The sequence below is a fragment of the Pseudoalteromonas luteoviolacea genome, from assembly GCF_000814765.1.
Classification (GTDB): Bacteria; Pseudomonadota; Gammaproteobacteria; order Enterobacterales; family Alteromonadaceae; genus Pseudoalteromonas; species Pseudoalteromonas luteoviolacea_H.
Window position 1 is genome coordinate 69,440 of the sequence record NZ_JWIC01000001.1, and the last position, 17,086, is coordinate 86,525.

The window sequence follows — 17,086 nt, forward strand, 5'->3', positions numbered from 1 at the left end:
AACTGTTTAGTAGGTGTCCATAGGATCAACATCAATATTCCAACGCACGCGTGTTGCAAGCTTGTGGCTGCTTATATATTCCTTTAATTGCGTGAGATACTGATGCAAAACATTACGTTGTGTTGCTTGTATATGTAATTGATAGCGATACTTTCCTGCAAGGCGCTCCATCGGCGCCGGGATCGGTCCCAGCAATTGTATACCAGAGAATGGTTGTGCAGGAACCAGATCAGATAAAAATGTCATGACCAAATTTGCAGAGGTTGCTTCTGCCCTGATGAGCGCCAAGTGAGTATAAGGTGGCAGCATGGCCTCTTGTCGCTCTGTGAGGGCATAGCGAGCGAAGTCTTGATAGCCATTATTTACTAAGTCTTGCAGCAGTGGATGTTCAGGAAAATGCGTCTGCAAAATAACAGTACCCGCTTCACCGCTGCGACCAGCCCGCCCTGCGACTTGGGTGATTAGCTGTGCCATATGTTCGGTTGCTCTAAAGTCACTTGAGTATAAACCACTATCAACATCTAAAATGACCACCAGTGCGACATCGGGGAAATGGTGACCTTTGGCTAACATCTGAGTCCCAATTAAGACTTGCGCGCCGCCTTGATGAATTTTCTCAAGCGCACTTTCTAAACTGCCTTTACGGCGTGTTGAGTCTCTATCAATACGACTGACGGGCACGTCGGGAAAGTGTGAAGTGACAAACTCTTCTAGCTGTTCGGTCCCCAGTCCCGTTGGCATAATTTGTGTGCTACCACAATCAGGACATTGATGGGGGACATATTGCTGTTCGCCACAGTGATGGCATACCAAGCGCTGCATGGTTTTATGATAAGTCGCGCTGGTACTACAATGATGACAATCACTTAGCCAGCCGCATTCGTGGCAGATAAGTGTGGGGGCAAAACCTCGGCGATTGAGAAAGATCATCGCTTGCTTACCCATAGAGAGGGTGCGCTCAATGGCCTTTAAGCTGGTACTGGCGAAGCCGCCTTGTGTCTGTTGCGCTTTCATATCAACCAACAAAAATTGATTGTCTTGACTGGTTTGTGCGCGCTTGCTGAGCGTGAGCAATTGAAATTTGTTGTCTAACGCCTTTTTTAAGGTTTCAAGAGCTGGGGTGGCAGTGCCCAGTAGCAATGGACACTGAGTTTGATGTGCTCGGTAAGCGGCTAAGTCACGGGCATGATATCGTAAACTATCCTGCTGCTTGAACGAGTGATCATGTTCTTCATCCACTATGATCATTGCAAGAGACTGAAATGGCAGGAAGATACTAGAACGAGTTCCAATGACCAGCGCTGTAGTGGCTTGTTGCGCTCTGCGCCATGTATGAAGGCGCTCATTATCGGTTAAATTTGAGTGCCATAAGTCAATTGGCAGCCCGGGAAAACGTCGTTTAAATCGGTTTACCGTCTGAGGGGTAAGGCCAATTTCTGGCACTAGCACAAGCGCCTGTTGACCGGCACTGAGTACTTTTTCCAAACACTGTAAATAGACTTCGGTTTTGCCGCTACCTGTCACGCCTTCAATTAAAAAAGTACGAAACCCCTCAGTATGATTGATGGCACTGCATGCGGTCGCTTGTTCTTCATTTAAAATTGGTTTGCTACCCACAGATAACGTTGCATGTTGCCAAGAGGTATCGGCGCGTAGCTCTTCGCGAATTAGCTGCTTTTCCAGCAAGCCTTTTATTTGTGCTTGCGTAAAGCCTAGGGTTTTCAGTTCTGTATGCGTGGCATCGCCTGCGGTGCGCAATTGCTCAATTAACGCCAGTTGTTTCTTCGCACGCAGCTGTGAAGTGACTTGTCCTTCATCCGTTAAAGTGAGCATAGGGACTTGAGTCTTATCGACATCTTGACCATCTCGCAGTGCGCCAGGAAGCGCGGTAAATAAAGTTTCACCGAAAGGGTAACAATAATAGTGACTGATAAACTGTAAAAAGCTTAAGTGGGCACTATCTAAAATGGGGTGCGCATCGATGACGTCATCGATTGGTTTTATTTTATCAACAGGGACGTCACTGTGAGCCTTCAACTCTGTTACAACGGCCACGCAGCGTCGATTGGCAAATTTGACCCAAACACGGCCTCCAACACAAGGCGACATAGAGGCTGGATAGGTATAATCAAATGTTTTGTGTAAAGGGACTTTTATTGCGACAGCTGCAAATGGCATGTGTGCTCCAAGTGATCCGCCTATTGCGTAAAGTATAAATATGAAGTGGAGTGAGTATACCTCATCACCCTGTGCTTGTGAGCGTAAATTGCGGACAGCAAACAGGAATAATAAAAATCTAATGGAATACTAATTTATTGCTTGTAGTTTGAGCATGAAAGACCTAAAATACGCGTCCAATTTATTTGTATAACGACGTATGGTGCCAAACTTCGGGTTTGGAGAGCGATACGGCCTTAACTAGAGGTTTCCTATGAAAGACGGTATTCATCCTAAGTACGAGACGATCTCAGCAACTTGTTCTTGTGGTAACAAATTCGAGACGCGTTCAACACTTTGTAAAGACATTCACCTAGACGTATGTTCTGAGTGTCACCCATTCTACACTGGTAAGCAGAAGATCCTTGATACTGGTGGTCGTGTTGATCGCTTCAACAAGCGCTTTGGCGCATTATCTGCTAAGCGTTAATTTCGACTTAGTTGATAATAGAAAGCACCTACGGGTGCTTTTTTTGTGCCCGCGAGGTTGTATTTTACCCCTGATTTCATATCGCAAGTCCCATCGCTCACCAATAAAAATCATTTGCAATTTGGTATTGTATTAAAAAGTTGCCATATTTGTTTTATAGCATAGTCAGCGCAGCAGTCTGAATTCATAATAATCCATTGTGTGTGCTCTAATGCACTGCTCATGGTTTAGCATGAGTTGAGTGTTTAAATTTATCTTTGTTTTGAATAGTTATGCTAAAAGAATTTGCAATTAAATTTGTTGAAATTCATCCAAATGTCACTAAATGCTTTTATTTTACAATAAAAGTGGTTTATTTATATAAAGATGATTGTCATGCATCAAAAATGGATTTTTTGCATATAAATTAACCTTTATTGGCCGTGATTAATTTGTGTAAGCGTTAATTTATTGCAGTAAATATTGATGAAAAGTGGCTTAAAAGTCGCTAAATTCCAAAAAATATCGGCTAACAGGATAGACCTGATAGTGCTTGAATTAATTTTCAAAAAAGGTATTGTTGAAAGCAGTTAGCGAATTTTTATCTCACTCTCACTTTTAACTTCTCGTAGGAAAAAATCGCGTCATGTCAGATTTACGTGAAAAAGCATTACATTACCACGCTCACCCCGTCCCAGGTAAAATCAGTATCGAGCTGACAAAGCCAGCTGAATCAGTTAAAGATCTTGCATTAGCATATAGTCCAGGTGTAGCAGAACCTGTACGTGAAATTGCAGCAGATCCTGCCAATGCCTACCGCTACACAGGTAAAGGTAACATGGTAGCTGTTATCAGTAATGGTACTGCTATTTTAGGTCTGGGTAACTTAGGCCCACTGGCTTCTAAACCCGTTATGGAAGGTAAAGCACTTTTATTTAAGCGCTTTGCAGGTTTAGACTCTATCGATATTGAAGTAAAGCACAATACAACTGAAGACTTCATTAATACGGTTGCAAATATCGCAGATACGTTTGGTGGTATCAACTTGGAAGACATTAAAGCACCTGAGTGTTTTGAGATTGAAAAAGCCTTGATTGAGCGCTGCGATGTGCCTGTTTTCCACGACGATCAACATGGTACAGCGATTGTAACAGCAGCGGGTATGTTGAATGCGTTGGAGATCCAAGGCAAAGACATCAAAGAAGCAATTATTGTTTGCTTGGGTGCCGGTGCTGCTGCGATTGCATGTATGGAGCTACTAATTAAGTGTGGCGCTCAGCGTGAGCACATTTACATGCTAGACCGTAAAGGCGTGATCCATACGCGTCGTGATGATTTAAACGAATACAAAACATTATTTGCGAACAATACGGATAAGCGTACGCTACAAGATGTGATCGCAGAAGCGGATGTATTTGTAGGTGTATCTGGTCCAGATTTATTATCACCTGAAGATCTGAAGTTGATGGCTGACAAGCCAGTGGTATTCGCGTGCTCGAACCCAGATCCAGAGATCAGTCCTGAAGTAGCGCATGGTGCACGTGATGACTTAATCATGGCAACGGGTCGCTCTGATTATCCTAACCAGGTTAATAACGTTCTGTGTTTCCCGTTTATTTTCCGTGGTGCACTTGATGTGCGTGCAACCGCTATTAACGATGAAATGAAGATTGCCGCTGTGGAAGCTATCCGTAGTATTGCTAAAGAGCCAGTGCCTCAAGAGGTCTTGGTTGCTGCTGAGGTAGATAGCCTAGAGTTTGGCTCTGAGTATATTATTCCAAAGCCAATGGACCCACGTTTACTACCGCGTATTGCTAAAGCAGTTGCACAAGCAGCAATTGACTCGGGCGTTGCGCAAATTGATTTGCCAGATAATTACATGGCTTAATCACTGAATACTAAAAAGCCTCACAATAGTGAGGCTTTTTTTGGCCAGAGTGATGCGTGCTTAGTCTTCGTTGATCTCTGGTATATCTAATCCCATTTTTTCCATAATATCACGGACTTCTGCTGGGATTTTTTCTGGGTTATCTTTTCTTAAATCTTCATCGTTGGGTAACGGTTGCCCAGTGAAGGCATGTAAAAACGCTTCACACAATAATTCGCTGTTTGTTGCATGGCGCAGGTTATTGACCTGTCGACGAGTCCTTTCATCTGTGAGTACTTTAAGTACATTCAGAGGAATCGAAACCGTAATTTTTTTTACTTGTTCTGACTTTTTACCGTGTTCTGCATAAGGGTGAACATATTCACCGTTCCATTTAGCCATAATTGTGTACTTGCCTCAGTGTTTACCTTGAATGCAAATAAGACTGTATTTTTGCGTGCTGAGTGTGCTGCAGACGGTTTGTACTTTGCACCTTATAAATAGACACAGATTGTACAGGAAATTGGCAGAATACTCGGTCTTTTGCCATATTTGGTCAAAGATTCAGTCTTATTGGCATCCTTTATCGCTTTCGTGGCGAAATTTTATCGGTTTGAATAAGATAGTCAAATACTAGTTATTTAGCCATATAGAAGTATAAATGTTTTGACATCTTTCAATTGTTCATCTAACCTTTTAGACGTCTAAACATCCAAGTATCTAGGTGACCTATGAGCCAAAGTAAAAAGTCAACGATTGCCGTAAGAAATGGCATTGATGCTGATAAGCATCATGGTGCAGTTGTGCCTCCTCTTTATCTTTCAACGACCTATTCTTTTGCTGATTTTGATAAGAAGCGAGACTATGATTATGGTCGCAGTGGCAATCCAAACCGAGACATTTTAGCCGATACGCTGACGCAACTTGAAGGCGGTGAAAAAGGCATAATCACAGCAACAGGCATGGCGGCAGTTCACCTAGTTACACAATTATTAAACCATGACGACACCCTGGTCATCCCGCATGATTGTTATGGTGGCAGTTATCGTTTGTTTACCTCTTTGGAAAAGCGCGGCTTATTGAAAGTCAAAGTCCTTGATTTAACACAGCCGGAGAGCATTGAGCAAATTGCGACTATTGCGCCTAAGATTGTATGGATAGAAACACCGAGTAATCCAATTTTACGTTTAACAGACATTGAAGCTGTCGTAAAAGCTGCGCATGGCTGCGGAGCACTGGTGGCTGCGGACAATACGTTTTTATCGCCTGCATTACAAAACCCAATCGCGTTTGGCGTAGATATTGTGGTGCATTCAACCACTAAGTTTATTAATGGCCACTCTGATGTGGTCGGCGGTGCTGTCATCGCGCGTACGCAAGAGTTAGGTGATGAACTTGCTTGGTGGGCAAATAATATTGGGATCACCGGTTCTCCTTTTGATAGCTACTTGACGTTACGTGGTTTAAGAACGTTGAAAGTACGTTTAAAGCAACACGAGCAGAATGCACTGGCAATTGCGCAGTATTTAGAAGCTTCACCTTATGTTGAGCAGGTATATTACCCAGGCCTTGCATCTCACCCTCAGCATGCACTTGCGAAAAAGCAACAGCATGGCTTTGGTGGCATGGTGAGCTTTGATATAAAAGGTACACTCAAAGACTCTGCGACATTCTTAACTTCACTATCGCAATTTTCACTGGCTGAATCTCTTGGGGGAGTGGAAAGCTTAATTTGCCACCCTGCCACAATGACACATGCCGGTATGGATCCTCAGGCCCGCCTTGAAGCGGGTGTCGGTGATACCTTGATCCGTATTTCTGTTGGCATAGAGGATGTTGAAGATTTACTGGCGGATTTAGAGCAGGCGTTTCATAAGGTAAACAACCCTTCAGGCGTTGATTCAGATAGTGCTAAAGATTTTAAACTCTCTCCAGCACACACGGTTTTATGGTAATAACATGACAAAAGTAGTACATAAATTTGGTGGCTCAAGTTTGAGCTCTGCAGCGCGTTACCAAGCGGTTGCGAATATTATTTTGGGTCAATGCCAAGTTGGTGATTGTGTCGTTGTATCTGCAGCGGGTAAGACAACGAATACCTTGGTGAAGTTGTGGCAAAGTTATCAGCAAAAAGATGACAATGCTTTTAACGACATTTTATTGCAAGTAGAGAATCATCAAAACCTTTTGCTGACGGAGTTGTTTGATGCGCAACAGGCGAGTGCACTCTCAGAGCGCTTGAAAAGTGAATTGCAAAGTATTGCAAAAGATGCGGCTAATAATGTGCTTCATGAAGCCTCTTTACTCGCTCATGGAGAGTTGTGGTCTGCGAGGCTGCTGGCAAATTTACTGTCGACGTTTAACGTCAGTGCTGTAGATATTGATGCCAGAAAACTATTCACTCAGCATCAGGGTCAGTTGTTACACGCACAAAATAAACAAGCGTGTTTGGCGCAAATTAAAACAGATAAAATTTACGTTGTGACTGGGTTTATTGCCTCTGATTGTGAGGGCAATACCATCACTTTGGGCCGCAATGGCAGCGATTACAGTGCAACTTTATTGGCCAATTACATTGATGCAGATGCGGTGTCTATTTGGACTGATACACATGGTGTGTTTAGTACGGATCCTCGTAAAGTAAGCTCAGCGATTAAATACCCAAAAGTGTGCCGTGTTCAAGCTAACCTACTTGCTCGCTTAGGCAATCCGGTCTTGCATGCGAAAACACTGTCACCACTTAAAGAGACGAATATTAAACTGCAAGTACGCAGTAGCTATGATCCTGAAGCGATTGGAACAGAAATCGTGAAGCAGGGGTATAGTAAAGACAAACGGTTTATCACTACATTTGATGAGCTAGATCTGATCCGTGTTGAAGGTTTGTTAGCGGGCGAAGTACGTACATTAAGCCAATTAATACAGCATAGTATCCACCACTTTAACAAAGGTGGAGAAGATTATTTATTGGTGCCCAGCAATGACACACATACCGTTGCAACGCACCTGCAAGGCCGAGGCAATATTGTTGAATCGCACCTAAGAGGACTGGCAATTGTTGCACCGAGCTTTGAAATACAACAACTCACTCAACAAGCTGCTGCGATTTTAGAGCAACAAGATGTGGTTGTGCGCTTTACGCATAGCGATGGCAGTTATGGGCTGTTCTTAACCGATCAATCAATTGACAGCGATGTATTGGCGATCCTGCATGACAAACTGGTAAACAAAGGCCGCGAGCTTGCGGTGATCATTGCCGGTCTTGGTAATGTGGGTGAGGTTTTTGTTGAGCAATGCCAGCAACAAGTCGAAAAGCTACAGACGACATTTGATTTGAAAGTGGTTGCTTTGGTTCGCTCTAAAGAGATGCTGTTTTGCCCAAGTGGGATCAATATCGACAACTGGCAGCAGCACTGGCGCAGTGAAGCGCAAAACTACCAACAGGCTGACTTATTAGAGCGCATTGGTGAGCTTGATTATGAACACAAGGTGGTGATTGATATTACTGCCAGTGATGAGTTCAGCGGTATGTATCCGAGTTTTGTTGCCCATGATTGCCATTTGATCAGTGCTAATAAATATGCAGGCACTGCTGAGCAAGCTTGGTACGCAAAGCTTATCGAGCAGCTCCAAGAGCGCAATTTGCATTGGCGCTATAACACCAGTGTTGGTGCCGGTTTGCCAATTAACTTTGCGCTGGCTGATTTGCAAAACAGCGGTGATACGGTAACTCGAATAGAAGGTGTTTTCTCTGGTACATTGTCGTGGCTGTGTAGTAGCTTTGATGGTTCTAAACCATTTTCTGATTTGGTGCTAGAAGCGCAAGGCATGGGGTATACCGAGCCTGACCCGCGTGAAGATTTATCTGGCCGTGATATGCAGCGTAAACTGCTAATATTAGCGCGAGATCTTGGCTTGCAGCTAGATGTGGATGATATTGCGCTTGAGCCGTTGATGCCTGAGCATTTAGCGCAGGGAGATTGGGATTCATTTTTGGCTGATCGGGCGTCGTTAGATGCGTTTTATCATCAACGCTATGAGGAAGCCAAATTAGCCGGAAAGTCACTACGTTATACTGGTGCACTGGATATCAATGAACAAGGTAAAGTCAGCGCAAAAGTAGGTATTGCTTATGTCGAAGCTGGCAGCGCCATCGCCAATTTAACACCAGGTGACAATATATTTGTTATCACCAGTCAATGGTATGACAGTAATCCGTTGGTAATACAAGGGCCTGGCGCGGGTAAAGAAGTAACGGCTGCCGGTATACACTCTGATTTGTATTGGTTGACGCAAAAATTACGATAAAGTTGCTATGACGTACTGGTTAATTCGACCAGTAAGGTAAAAAGTTAAAGGCCATGCATTGCATGGCCTTTTTTATTTTCAGAATAGCTCTTCTTGAGCCGGTAGTTGGTCATCAAATGGTGTGCTACTGCCAGAGTCTAAGACATATTTTGTTGGCGCTGTTCCGCGTTCAAAATATTCAAATCGACTCGTGTAGTCATTCTTTTCACTCAACAGGCCTGTTTTTAAATCAATGCGGATCGAAACTAACCCCGGTGGTGGCTCAATCGGAGCCAATGGGGCATCTTTGAGTGCATGGCGCATGAAGCTGACCCAAGCAGGTTGTGCTGTAGTGGCACCGGCTTCACCGCCAACAATTTGTTGCTTACCTAGGTTGCTATTATAAGCTGTGCGACCTAGTGGTTTGCTTGCATCGTCAAACCCGACCCACACTGTTGTTAACAGATCACGATTGAAGCCTGTGAACCACGTATCAACAGCATTATTGGTGGTGCCTGTCTTACCTGCTAAGTCCTTTCGCTTGAGCGTTTGAGCTCTCCAGCCTGTGCCTGTCCACCCCGTTTTATGGCGCCAGCTACCACCGCCCCAAATAGCGCTTTTCAACGCATCTGCGACTAAGAAGGCATTTTTTTCGGAAATAATTCTAGGCGCGCATGTATAGGGGTCTACCTCGAGCTCCTCTTCGTTACACACTTGTAAAGGGCTGGCAGTACCCAGCTCATTCCCAAATGCATCTGTGAGTTTGTCTATAAAGTACGGTTCAATTAAATGGCCGCCATTAGCAAATGCACTCATCCCTCTGGCCATTTCGAGCGGTGTCATGGCAGCGCTGCCCAAAGCAAGAGATTCACTGCGCACAACATCCGCATCATCGAAACCAAATTTCAGAATATGGTCAGCGGTATTTTCTAGCCCGACGCCTCGCATAAGGCGTACAGATACCACGTTTTTAGACTGTGCTAGTGCTCTGCGGATACGAATTGGACCACTGTATACATCTGGACTATTTTTTGGGCGCCACGCGACGCCCAGGCTTTTATCCCAATGATTGATAGGGGCATCATTGATAATTGTTGCTAGGGTATAGTCCCCCTCTAAAGCCGCAGAATAAATAAATGGTTTGATGTTTGAACCAACTTGACGCTTTGCCTGTACTGCTCGGTTGTACTGGCTTTGCTTGAAGCTGTACCCGCCTACTAACGCTTTAATTTGGCCACTTTTTGGGTCGAGGGAAACTAAGGCGCTGGCAGGTTGCGGCAGTTGGCTTAACATCCACTTTTGATTGACTTCACGTACCCAGACTTGCATACCGGGCTCTAAAATATCAGCCGCTGTTTTTGGTGCACGCCCTTGGCGTCGCTCTGTTATGTAAGCTCTGGCCCAATTTATCGCAGGCCAATCTAAATTGATCACTTCACCCGTTTTGAGCATAACTGAGGCGGATTGCTCATCAATGGCGGTGACCACTGCGGCATTTAAAGGGGCAATGGCTTTGACTTTTTTAAGTCGTTCAGTAATTTTTTGTTCATCCCATGGGGCTTCGTCTTGTTGCCAATATGTGGCACTTGGGCCTCTGAAGCCATGGCGCATATCGTAGTCATGAAGGTTATTGATCAAAGCTTGCTGGGCAGCCGCTTGGGTGCTTGCATCAACGGTCGTATAAACGCGGAAACCTGAGTTGTAAGCTGTATCTGCACCATACGTCTCTACCATATAAGCACGCACCATCTCGGAAATATAAGGGGCATATAACTCAATTTCAGCACCATGACGCTTGGCTGTGATTGGTGCATTGATGGCATCTTGGTACTCGGCTTGCGTAATGTACTTTTCAGCAAGCATACGGCCTAACACGACATTACGCCTTGCTTTGGCACGGGTTGGGTTGCGTATAGGGTTGAGCGCTGATGGCGCTTTTGGCAACCCGGCGATCATGGCCATTTGTGGTAAGGTTAACTCACTAAGCTCTTTACCATAATATACTTGCGCAGCGGCACCAATACCGAAAGAGCGGTGGCCTAATTCGATTTTATTTAGATATAGCTCAAATATTTCATCTTTGCTCAGCAGGCGCTCAATGTGTAGCGCAATGAAGATTTCTTTTACTTTACGTATATAGGCTTTTTCGCGGGTTAAGAAAAAGTTCCGCGCAAGCTGCATCGTAATTGTGCTTGCCCCTTGCTTCTTTTGTCCTGTACTGACTAGAACAATGAATGAACGAACAATCCCGATTGGGTCAATGCCGAAGTGTTCATAAAAGCGGTTGTCTTCAGTGGCCAAAAACGCGTTTAGCATCGGCTCAGGCACATCCGTAATTTTTACAGGTATACGTCGCTTCTCACCGAACTGATTGATGAGCTTGCCATCGCGAGTGAATACTTGCATTGGGGTTTGTAGTTGCACATCTTTAAGCACCTTGACGCTAGGAATATCGGATTTCACATAGAAATACAAGCCGATCAAAATCAGTACGCCAAAAAGGCCAAAAACGAAAACAGTCTGTAATAATCTTTTTAATAAATTCACGAATTTATCCCTAGTGAGACTCCCAATTACAAGTGGACGCTGTTAGTATATCCTGATTAAAAAACGATTAATAACTTTTGCGTAAATTCTTCAACCCGAACAGGTGTAAAATAATGCACCGTTGTTGTTTGGTAAGTATAATGCATAATACTTAAGGCGTATCAAATGTTAACTTCCAAACGAGAACGCCAAGATAACGACTAAAACTGATACTTGGGTAAATTGCATGTTCGATCAAATATTTAAAAAGCACGCGCCTTTGATGGTTGGGGTGGATATTGGTTCACATTGTGTGAAAGCCGTACTCCTAGCTGAGTCTAGTGCAGGATACCGAGTAGAGGCTGTGGCCATCGAACCATTGCCAAAAGGCGCAATGAAAGAGCGTGCTATCCAAGATATTGAAGCCATAGGCCGCGTTATTGCTAAATTGAAAAAACGTCTCCCCAAAGGCACTCAATTTGCATCTGTTGCGGTGTCAGGTCAAACCGTTATCACCAAAATGATCTTTATGGATGTTTCGTTAACCGATGCTGAATTAGAGTCTCAAATTGCCATTGAAGCTGACAGCTTGATCCCATATCCATTGGATGAAGTTAGTTTGGATTTTGAAAAGTTATCAGTCAATGAGGCCGATCCTTCCAAAGTAAATGTGTTACTTTCAGCTGCACGTACAGAGAGTGTTCAAGCACGTGTGGGGGCGCTTGAGGAATCAGGGTTAAAGGCAAAAGTTGTGGATGTAGAAAGTTACGCGTTAGCCCGTTCTGTAGATGTATTATATGAGCAGCTACCGTCCGATGCATATGATAAAGTCGTCGCTATTATTGATATTGGTGCGGTTGTCACACTGATCAGTGTGGTACAGTCAGGGAAAACACTTTATACGAGAGATCAAGTATTTGGTGGTGAGCAATATACCAATAGCATCGTGGCCTACTATAATAAAACTTTTGATGAGGCGGAACTTGCAAAGACAACCGGTGACTTACCGCCAAATTATACCTTTGAGGTACTCGCTCCTTTTCAAACATCTCTCTTACAGCAGATAAGGAGAGCGTTGCAGATGTTTATGACCACCAGTGGACACGACCAAGTCGATTATATCATTTTGACTGGTGGGACAGCACTTGTAGAAGGGTTGGATAGGCTCTTGGTTGATGAGTTGGGCGTACACAGTATTATTGGTGATCCATTTGCGAATATGGAGATTGCTCCTAAAGTAGATAGAAGTGTGCTGAATCGTCATAGTGCACAATTTTCGATTGCGACTGGACTGGCTTTGAGGAGCTTTTCTGCATGCCACATATAAATCTACTTCCTTGGCGTGAGCAACAAAGACAAGCTTCACAGCAAAAGTTCTTAACGATTTTGGCTGCCATCGTTGCAACGAGTTTGGCGCTTATGTACCTAATGGGGACGTTTTACGATGGCCTTAGGCAGGGGCAAGAAATTAAAAACCGCTATCTTCAAGGCGAGATTGTTAAGTTGGATAAGCGAATAGGTGAGATTGAAGGACTGAATAAACAAAAAGAAAACCTGCAAAGAAGAATTCGCTTGATCGAAGTCTTACAAAGCAACCGGAATTTGGGCACACAAATTATTGATGAAGTCGCTCGGGTAGTGCCAGCAGGCGTCTATTTAACCAGTCTTGAACGCACAGAAGACATGATCAAAGTCGTGGGGCGCAGTGAGTCAAATAACCGCTTATCGCAAATGCTCAGGGCGGTAGAGTCCTCTTACTTGTTAGAAAAGCCGGTGATCCAAGGTATTGTTGCTGGTAGTAACGATGATAGGTTACTCAGTGATTTTATGATGCATTTTTATGTGAAATCATTTGAACAAATGGAACAGGAACGTCAACAGGCTGACAATGCTCAGGCAGGAGTACCTAAATCGTGAAACTTGATATCAAAGCATTACAAGAAATCGATTGGAATGAAGTTGAATTAGACAACATTGGCGAGTGGCCACTCCCGGTTAAAATCTTATGTTGTGCCTTGGTTGTGCTGATCATGCTAATTGTCGGTTACACTATGCTGGTATCTTCTTCGATTGATAGATATGAAGCCTCCGTAAATAAAGAGGAAGAGCTGCGTAAGAGCTATAGAATTAAATATGGTCGTGCAAATAATTTAGAGTTATATCGACAGCAAATGTTAGATATGGAAGATCAATTCTCCCAGCTGCTGAGAAAGCTGCCTACCTCAAATGAAACCCCAGGTTTACTTGATGATTTAACGTATGTCGGGACTTCGAGTGGTTTAACGTTCTTGAAAATTGGTTGGCTACCTGAGGTCAAAAAAGAATTTTATACTGAGTTGCCAATTAACCTTGAAGTGGTTGGCAGTTACCACGAGTTTGGCGAATTTGTCAGTAAAGTGGCTCAATTACCTCGGATCGTGAGTTTGCACGATTTTAGAATCGAGAATGCCGGTAATAATTCATTGGTCTTCGGTGTCGTTGCAAAAACGTATCGATATGAGCAAGGAGAAAGCCAATGATGCGGTTAGCTCCGGTGTGCTGCTTAATGCTGTTCTTAGCAGGGTGTAATGATGATACAGCGGAGCAAAAGGAATATATTGATAGAGTGCAGGCGAGTGCGACTCCTTATATAGACCCGATTCCTGAAATGATGAGCTTTGAACATTTTCCATACCAAGCTTCAGATCAGCGAAGTCCTTTTGTTGCTCCCCAGCCTGAAGTGATTGAAAATAGATTAGTACAAATAAAAAACTGCTTGCATCCAGATCCGGAAAGAATGCGAGACCCACTTGAAAAATTCCCGTTGGATAACCTTGTTATGAAAGGCATAATTGCTACTACTGCGACGACGTGGGCATTGATTAAGGCCGCGGATCAAGGGTTATATCGAGTGAGAGAAGGGCAGTATATGGGGCTCTATCATGGTGAAGTGGTAGGTGTACACTCTGATAGAATTGAGTTAATGGAACTTATCCCCGATGGTTCTGGTTGTTGGAAAGAGCGACTTACAACAGTTGAGATGCCAGAAGCTGATGAAATGGGCGCGAGTGAATAATAAAAAGGTGATGTGACTATGACGCGCAACTTAGCAAATAGTTTTGCGAAGACACTGATTGGCGGTGCATTTTTAGGAGCTTCAATGCTCTCTTATGCAATCCCTATGCTCTATGATGTACGCTATAACCCAATTGATACTGGTGAAACCGAGTTACAGTTGGTGTTTGATGAGCAGTTAGAGGGTGAACCACAAGTACAGGTATTAAATGATCCAGCGCGTTTGGAGTTATTTTTTTCTGGTGCAGAGTTTGAAGAAAGTCTCAAGCAAATGGACATCAACACCGCTGGGGTCCGTGCGATAAATAGCAGCATGGAAGCCGATGGATTTAGAATATCGATTGTACTTGAAGAGCTTAAGCTTTATAAAACCACGGTTAAGAATAACTTGGTTTACTTACAAGTATCAGATCAGCCCATACCTGATCCTGAGACACCAGAACAAACCAGTCAATATATCAATGGCATTCAAAGCATCGACTTTAAGCGAACCAGTGAAGGCGCTGCACAAATTCTAGCATTTTTAGACTCAGCTCAAAGTGCCATAGATGTGCAACAAGTCGGTGATAAAATCATTGCTGATTTTCATCATATAAGTATTCCCGATGAACATTTGTATGAATTGGATGTAACCGACTTTGGCACTGTGGTCAGCAGGATTGAGACTTTTAGAGAAGATGGCAAAACACGTATTGTGATAGAGCCGAATTCAGCGTTTAAGTTTAATTATCAGCAGTTAGATAATATTTTTACTCTGACCGTGGAAAAAGACAGTAATGAGTTTAATTTTGGCGAGAATAAGTCGTATCAAGGCCAACCTATCACGCTGAATTTTCAAGATATTCCTATAAGGTCGGTATTGCAGATCATTGCGGATACCAATAATTTTAATTTGGTAACCAGTGATTCTGTATCGGGTAATATCACGTTGCGATTGGATGGTGTACCTTGGGATCAGGCGCTGGACGTTGTGCTGCGTGTAAAAGGGCTTGATAAACGCATGGAAGGTTCGATCTTGATGGTGGCGCCTTCTGAAGAGCTAAGTGCGCGAGAAGCTAAAGAATTACAGGCGAAAAAACAAGTCGAAGAACTGGAGCCTTTGTATACGGAGTATATTCAGCTCAACTATGCCAAGGCACAAGAGTTCTCTGATTTGTTGAAAACAGATGTGAATTCGATAATTAGCTTACGGGGTAGTGTGTCCGTTGATACAAGAACAAACACTTTGCTTATCAAAGATACCGCTCGCAGTATTGAAAGTATTAGACGCATGGTTGAAAAGCTGGATGTGCCGGTAAAACAAGTCCGCATTGAATCTAGAATGGTCACCGTGACTGACAATATCCAAGAAGATTTAGGGATCCGTTGGGGATTTAGTGATCAGCAAGGTAATGATGCACTATCAGGTAATTTAACTGCCGCTGATTTATTGTCGGGAGGTACTATTCCTGGCCTAGAAGATAGGCTCAATGTTAATTTGCCTGCGCCCGCTACTGCGGCGAGTATCGGAATGCACATTGCCAAATTATCAGATGGAACACTCATTGACCTTGAGTTATCTGCGCTAGAACAAGAAAATAAAGGCGAAATCATCGCCACACCGAGTATTACGACGGCGAACCAAAAAACCGCGCGTATTGAACAAGGTACGGAAATCCCATTTGTAGAGGCTTCGTCAAGTGGTGCGACAGCGGTAGAGTTTAAAAAGGCCGTGTTAAGCTTAGAAGTGACGCCACAGATAACGCCTGACAATAAAATTATTTTAGATTTAATTATCACTCAAGATACACGAGGTGATACAGTACAGACCGCAAATGGTCCCGCGGTTGCGATTAACACTCAACAGATCCAGACTCAAGTATTAGTTGATAATGGTCAAACAGTTGTACTCGGTGGTATTTATCAGCAAGAAACCACAAATGCAGTGAGTAAAGTCCCGCTGCTTGGAGATGTACCATACCTAGGTGTGTTGTTTAGAAACACCAAAGAGATTAATGAAAAGAAAGAGTTGTTGATTTTTGTCACGCCCAGAATTATGAATGATAATTTGTAATGGCGATTAATTAACAAATAAAGGTGGAATTTACGCCTTTTGACTTGAAATGTTGAATAGAATACTGAGATAATCCCCTCCTTAATTTTGGGGCCAGGTCGTTAGGCGGGGTTTTATTTCAAATTTTAGAGTTCGTTTGTACTAAAAAGATATGGCTGAGAAACGTAATATATTTCTAGTAGGCCCTATGGGGGCTGGTAAAAGCACAATTGGTCGTCACATTGCCGATCAGTTACACCTTGAGTTTTTTGATTCGGATCAGGAAATTGAGCGCCGCACAGGTGCAGATATTGCTTGGGTCTTTGATATCGAAGGAGAAGAAGGTTTTCGTAAGCGTGAAGAGACTGTCATTTCAGATTTGACTGAAAAGCAGGGCATTGTGCTGGCTACAGGCGGTGGTTCTGTGATCAGTAAAGAAGTGCGCAACAAACTGTCAGCTCGTGGGATTGTAGTGTATTTAGAAACACCCATTGAAAAACAAGTGGCTCGAACACAGCGAGATAAGCGCCGTCCTTTGTTGCAGACTGGTGAAGACTCAAGAAAAATTTTAGAAGATTTGGCTGAGCAACGAAACCACTTATATAGTGAAGTGGCGGATATTGTTGTACGCACTGATGAGCAAAGTGCGAAGGTAGTCGCAAATCAAATTATCGATAAGTTAGATTTTTAATTG

At 43.5% G+C, this 17,086-nt stretch carries 13 protein-coding genes; 10 read left to right on the plus strand and 3 right to left on the minus strand.

All coding sequences use genetic code 11. From position 1 onward, the window contains the following. Window positions 1–6 precede the first annotated feature (6 nt). Window positions 7–2,178, minus strand: a complete 2,172-nt coding sequence (gene priA / locus JF50_RS00315; protein WP_039607555.1) for a primosomal protein N' — start codon at window positions 2,176–2,178, stop codon at window positions 7–9. A gap of 253 nt (window positions 2,179–2,431) precedes the next feature. Here priA and rpmE point away from each other — a divergent pair, with 253 nt between their 5' ends. Together rpmE and JF50_RS00325 are read left to right on the plus strand one after the other, a co-directional pair. Beyond that, window positions 2,432–2,647, plus strand: a complete 216-nt coding sequence (gene rpmE, locus JF50_RS00320) for a 50S ribosomal protein L31 (RefSeq protein ID WP_039607556.1) — start codon at window positions 2,432–2,434, stop codon at window positions 2,645–2,647. A gap of 625 nt (window positions 2,648–3,272) precedes the next feature. After that, window positions 3,273–4,514 (plus strand): malic enzyme-like NAD(P)-binding protein, encoded by a 1,242-nt coding sequence (locus JF50_RS00325; RefSeq protein ID WP_039607557.1) that lies wholly within the window; start codon window positions 3,273–3,275, stop codon window positions 4,512–4,514. 60 nt (window positions 4,515–4,574) lie between these two features. On the opposite strand, the gene metJ is transcribed toward JF50_RS00325, so the two are convergent. Further along, window positions 4,575–4,895 carry a met regulon transcriptional regulator MetJ gene (gene metJ, locus JF50_RS00330; protein ID WP_039607558.1) on the minus strand — a complete coding sequence of 107 codons (321 nt, stop codon included), beginning with the start codon at window positions 4,893–4,895 and terminating at the stop codon, window positions 4,575–4,577. Between the two features lie 329 nt (window positions 4,896–5,224). On the opposite strand from metJ, the gene metB reads away from it, so the two are divergent. Continuing rightward, a complete protein-coding gene (gene metB / locus JF50_RS00335; RefSeq protein ID WP_039607559.1) occupies window positions 5,225–6,448 on the plus strand; it encodes a cystathionine gamma-synthase in 1,224 nt (407 codons plus the stop codon). Between the two features lie 4 nt (window positions 6,449–6,452). Further along, the gene (metL, locus tag JF50_RS00340) at window positions 6,453–8,801 is read left to right on the plus strand and encodes a bifunctional aspartate kinase/homoserine dehydrogenase II (protein ID WP_039607560.1); all 2,349 of its coding nucleotides are present in this window, start codon (window positions 6,453–6,455) and stop codon (window positions 8,799–8,801) included. Between the two features lie 78 nt (window positions 8,802–8,879). Here the strand turns inward: metL and JF50_RS00345 are convergent, their stop codons facing one another. Beyond that, a complete protein-coding gene (locus JF50_RS00345; protein WP_039607561.1) occupies window positions 8,880–11,327 on the minus strand; it encodes a penicillin-binding protein 1A in 2,448 nt (815 codons plus the stop codon). A 226-nt stretch (window positions 11,328–11,553) separates the two neighbouring features. Here JF50_RS00345 and JF50_RS00350 point away from each other — a divergent pair, with 226 nt between their 5' ends. The 6 genes from JF50_RS00350 to aroK all read left to right on the plus strand — a co-directional run bounded on the left by JF50_RS00350 (window position 11,554) and on the right by aroK (window position 17,083). Beyond that, window positions 11,554–12,633, plus strand: coding sequence for a pilus assembly protein PilM (locus tag JF50_RS00350; RefSeq protein ID WP_039607562.1), 1,080 nt, complete (start codon window positions 11,554–11,556; stop codon window positions 12,631–12,633). After that, window positions 12,621–13,223, plus strand: coding sequence for a PilN domain-containing protein (locus JF50_RS00355; protein WP_052262067.1), 603 nt, complete (start codon window positions 12,621–12,623; stop codon window positions 13,221–13,223). Before JF50_RS00350 ends, JF50_RS00355 begins: the two co-directional genes overlap by 13 nt. Beyond that, the gene (locus JF50_RS00360) at window positions 13,220–13,825 is read left to right on the plus strand and encodes a type 4a pilus biogenesis protein PilO (RefSeq protein ID WP_039607563.1); all 606 of its coding nucleotides are present in this window, start codon (window positions 13,220–13,222) and stop codon (window positions 13,823–13,825) included. The genes JF50_RS00355 and JF50_RS00360 overlap by 4 nt, the downstream gene beginning before the upstream one ends. Beyond that, window positions 13,822–14,361, plus strand: a complete 540-nt coding sequence (locus tag JF50_RS00365; RefSeq protein ID WP_039607564.1) for a pilus assembly protein PilP — start codon at window positions 13,822–13,824, stop codon at window positions 14,359–14,361. The genes JF50_RS00360 and JF50_RS00365 overlap by 4 nt, the downstream gene beginning before the upstream one ends. Before the next feature lie 18 nt (window positions 14,362–14,379). Further along, window positions 14,380–16,413, plus strand: coding sequence for a type IV pilus secretin PilQ (gene pilQ, locus JF50_RS00370; protein WP_039607565.1), 2,034 nt, complete (start codon window positions 14,380–14,382; stop codon window positions 16,411–16,413). 151 nt (window positions 16,414–16,564) lie between these two features. Beyond that, window positions 16,565–17,083 (plus strand): shikimate kinase AroK, encoded by a 519-nt coding sequence (gene aroK / locus JF50_RS00375; RefSeq protein ID WP_036975093.1) that lies wholly within the window; start codon window positions 16,565–16,567, stop codon window positions 17,081–17,083. Window positions 17,084–17,086 lie beyond the last annotated feature (3 nt).

Bases quoted from the DNA above. Each gene is read 5' to 3' on its own strand.
- priA (WP_039607555.1), bottom strand. From the start codon at position 2,178: ATGCCATTTGCAGCTGTCGCAATAAAAGTCCCTTTACACAAAACATTT.
- rpmE (WP_039607556.1), top strand. From the start codon at position 2,432: ATGAAAGACGGTATTCATCCTAAGTACGAGACGATCTCAGCAACTTGT.
- JF50_RS00325 (WP_039607557.1), top strand. From the start codon at position 3,273: ATGTCAGATTTACGTGAAAAAGCATTACATTACCACGCTCACCCCGTC.
- metJ (WP_039607558.1), bottom strand. From the start codon at position 4,895: ATGGCTAAATGGAACGGTGAATATGTTCACCCTTATGCAGAACACGGT.
- metB (WP_039607559.1), top strand. From the start codon at position 5,225: ATGAGCCAAAGTAAAAAGTCAACGATTGCCGTAAGAAATGGCATTGAT.
- metL (WP_039607560.1), top strand. From the start codon at position 6,453: ATGACAAAAGTAGTACATAAATTTGGTGGCTCAAGTTTGAGCTCTGCA.
- JF50_RS00350 (WP_039607562.1), top strand. From the start codon at position 11,554: ATGTTCGATCAAATATTTAAAAAGCACGCGCCTTTGATGGTTGGGGTG.
- JF50_RS00355 (WP_052262067.1), top strand. From the start codon at position 12,621: ATGCCACATATAAATCTACTTCCTTGGCGTGAGCAACAAAGACAAGCT.
- JF50_RS00365 (WP_039607564.1), top strand. From the start codon at position 13,822: ATGATGCGGTTAGCTCCGGTGTGCTGCTTAATGCTGTTCTTAGCAGGG.
- pilQ (WP_039607565.1), top strand. From the start codon at position 14,380: ATGACGCGCAACTTAGCAAATAGTTTTGCGAAGACACTGATTGGCGGT.
- aroK (WP_036975093.1), top strand. From the start codon at position 16,565: ATGGCTGAGAAACGTAATATATTTCTAGTAGGCCCTATGGGGGCTGGT.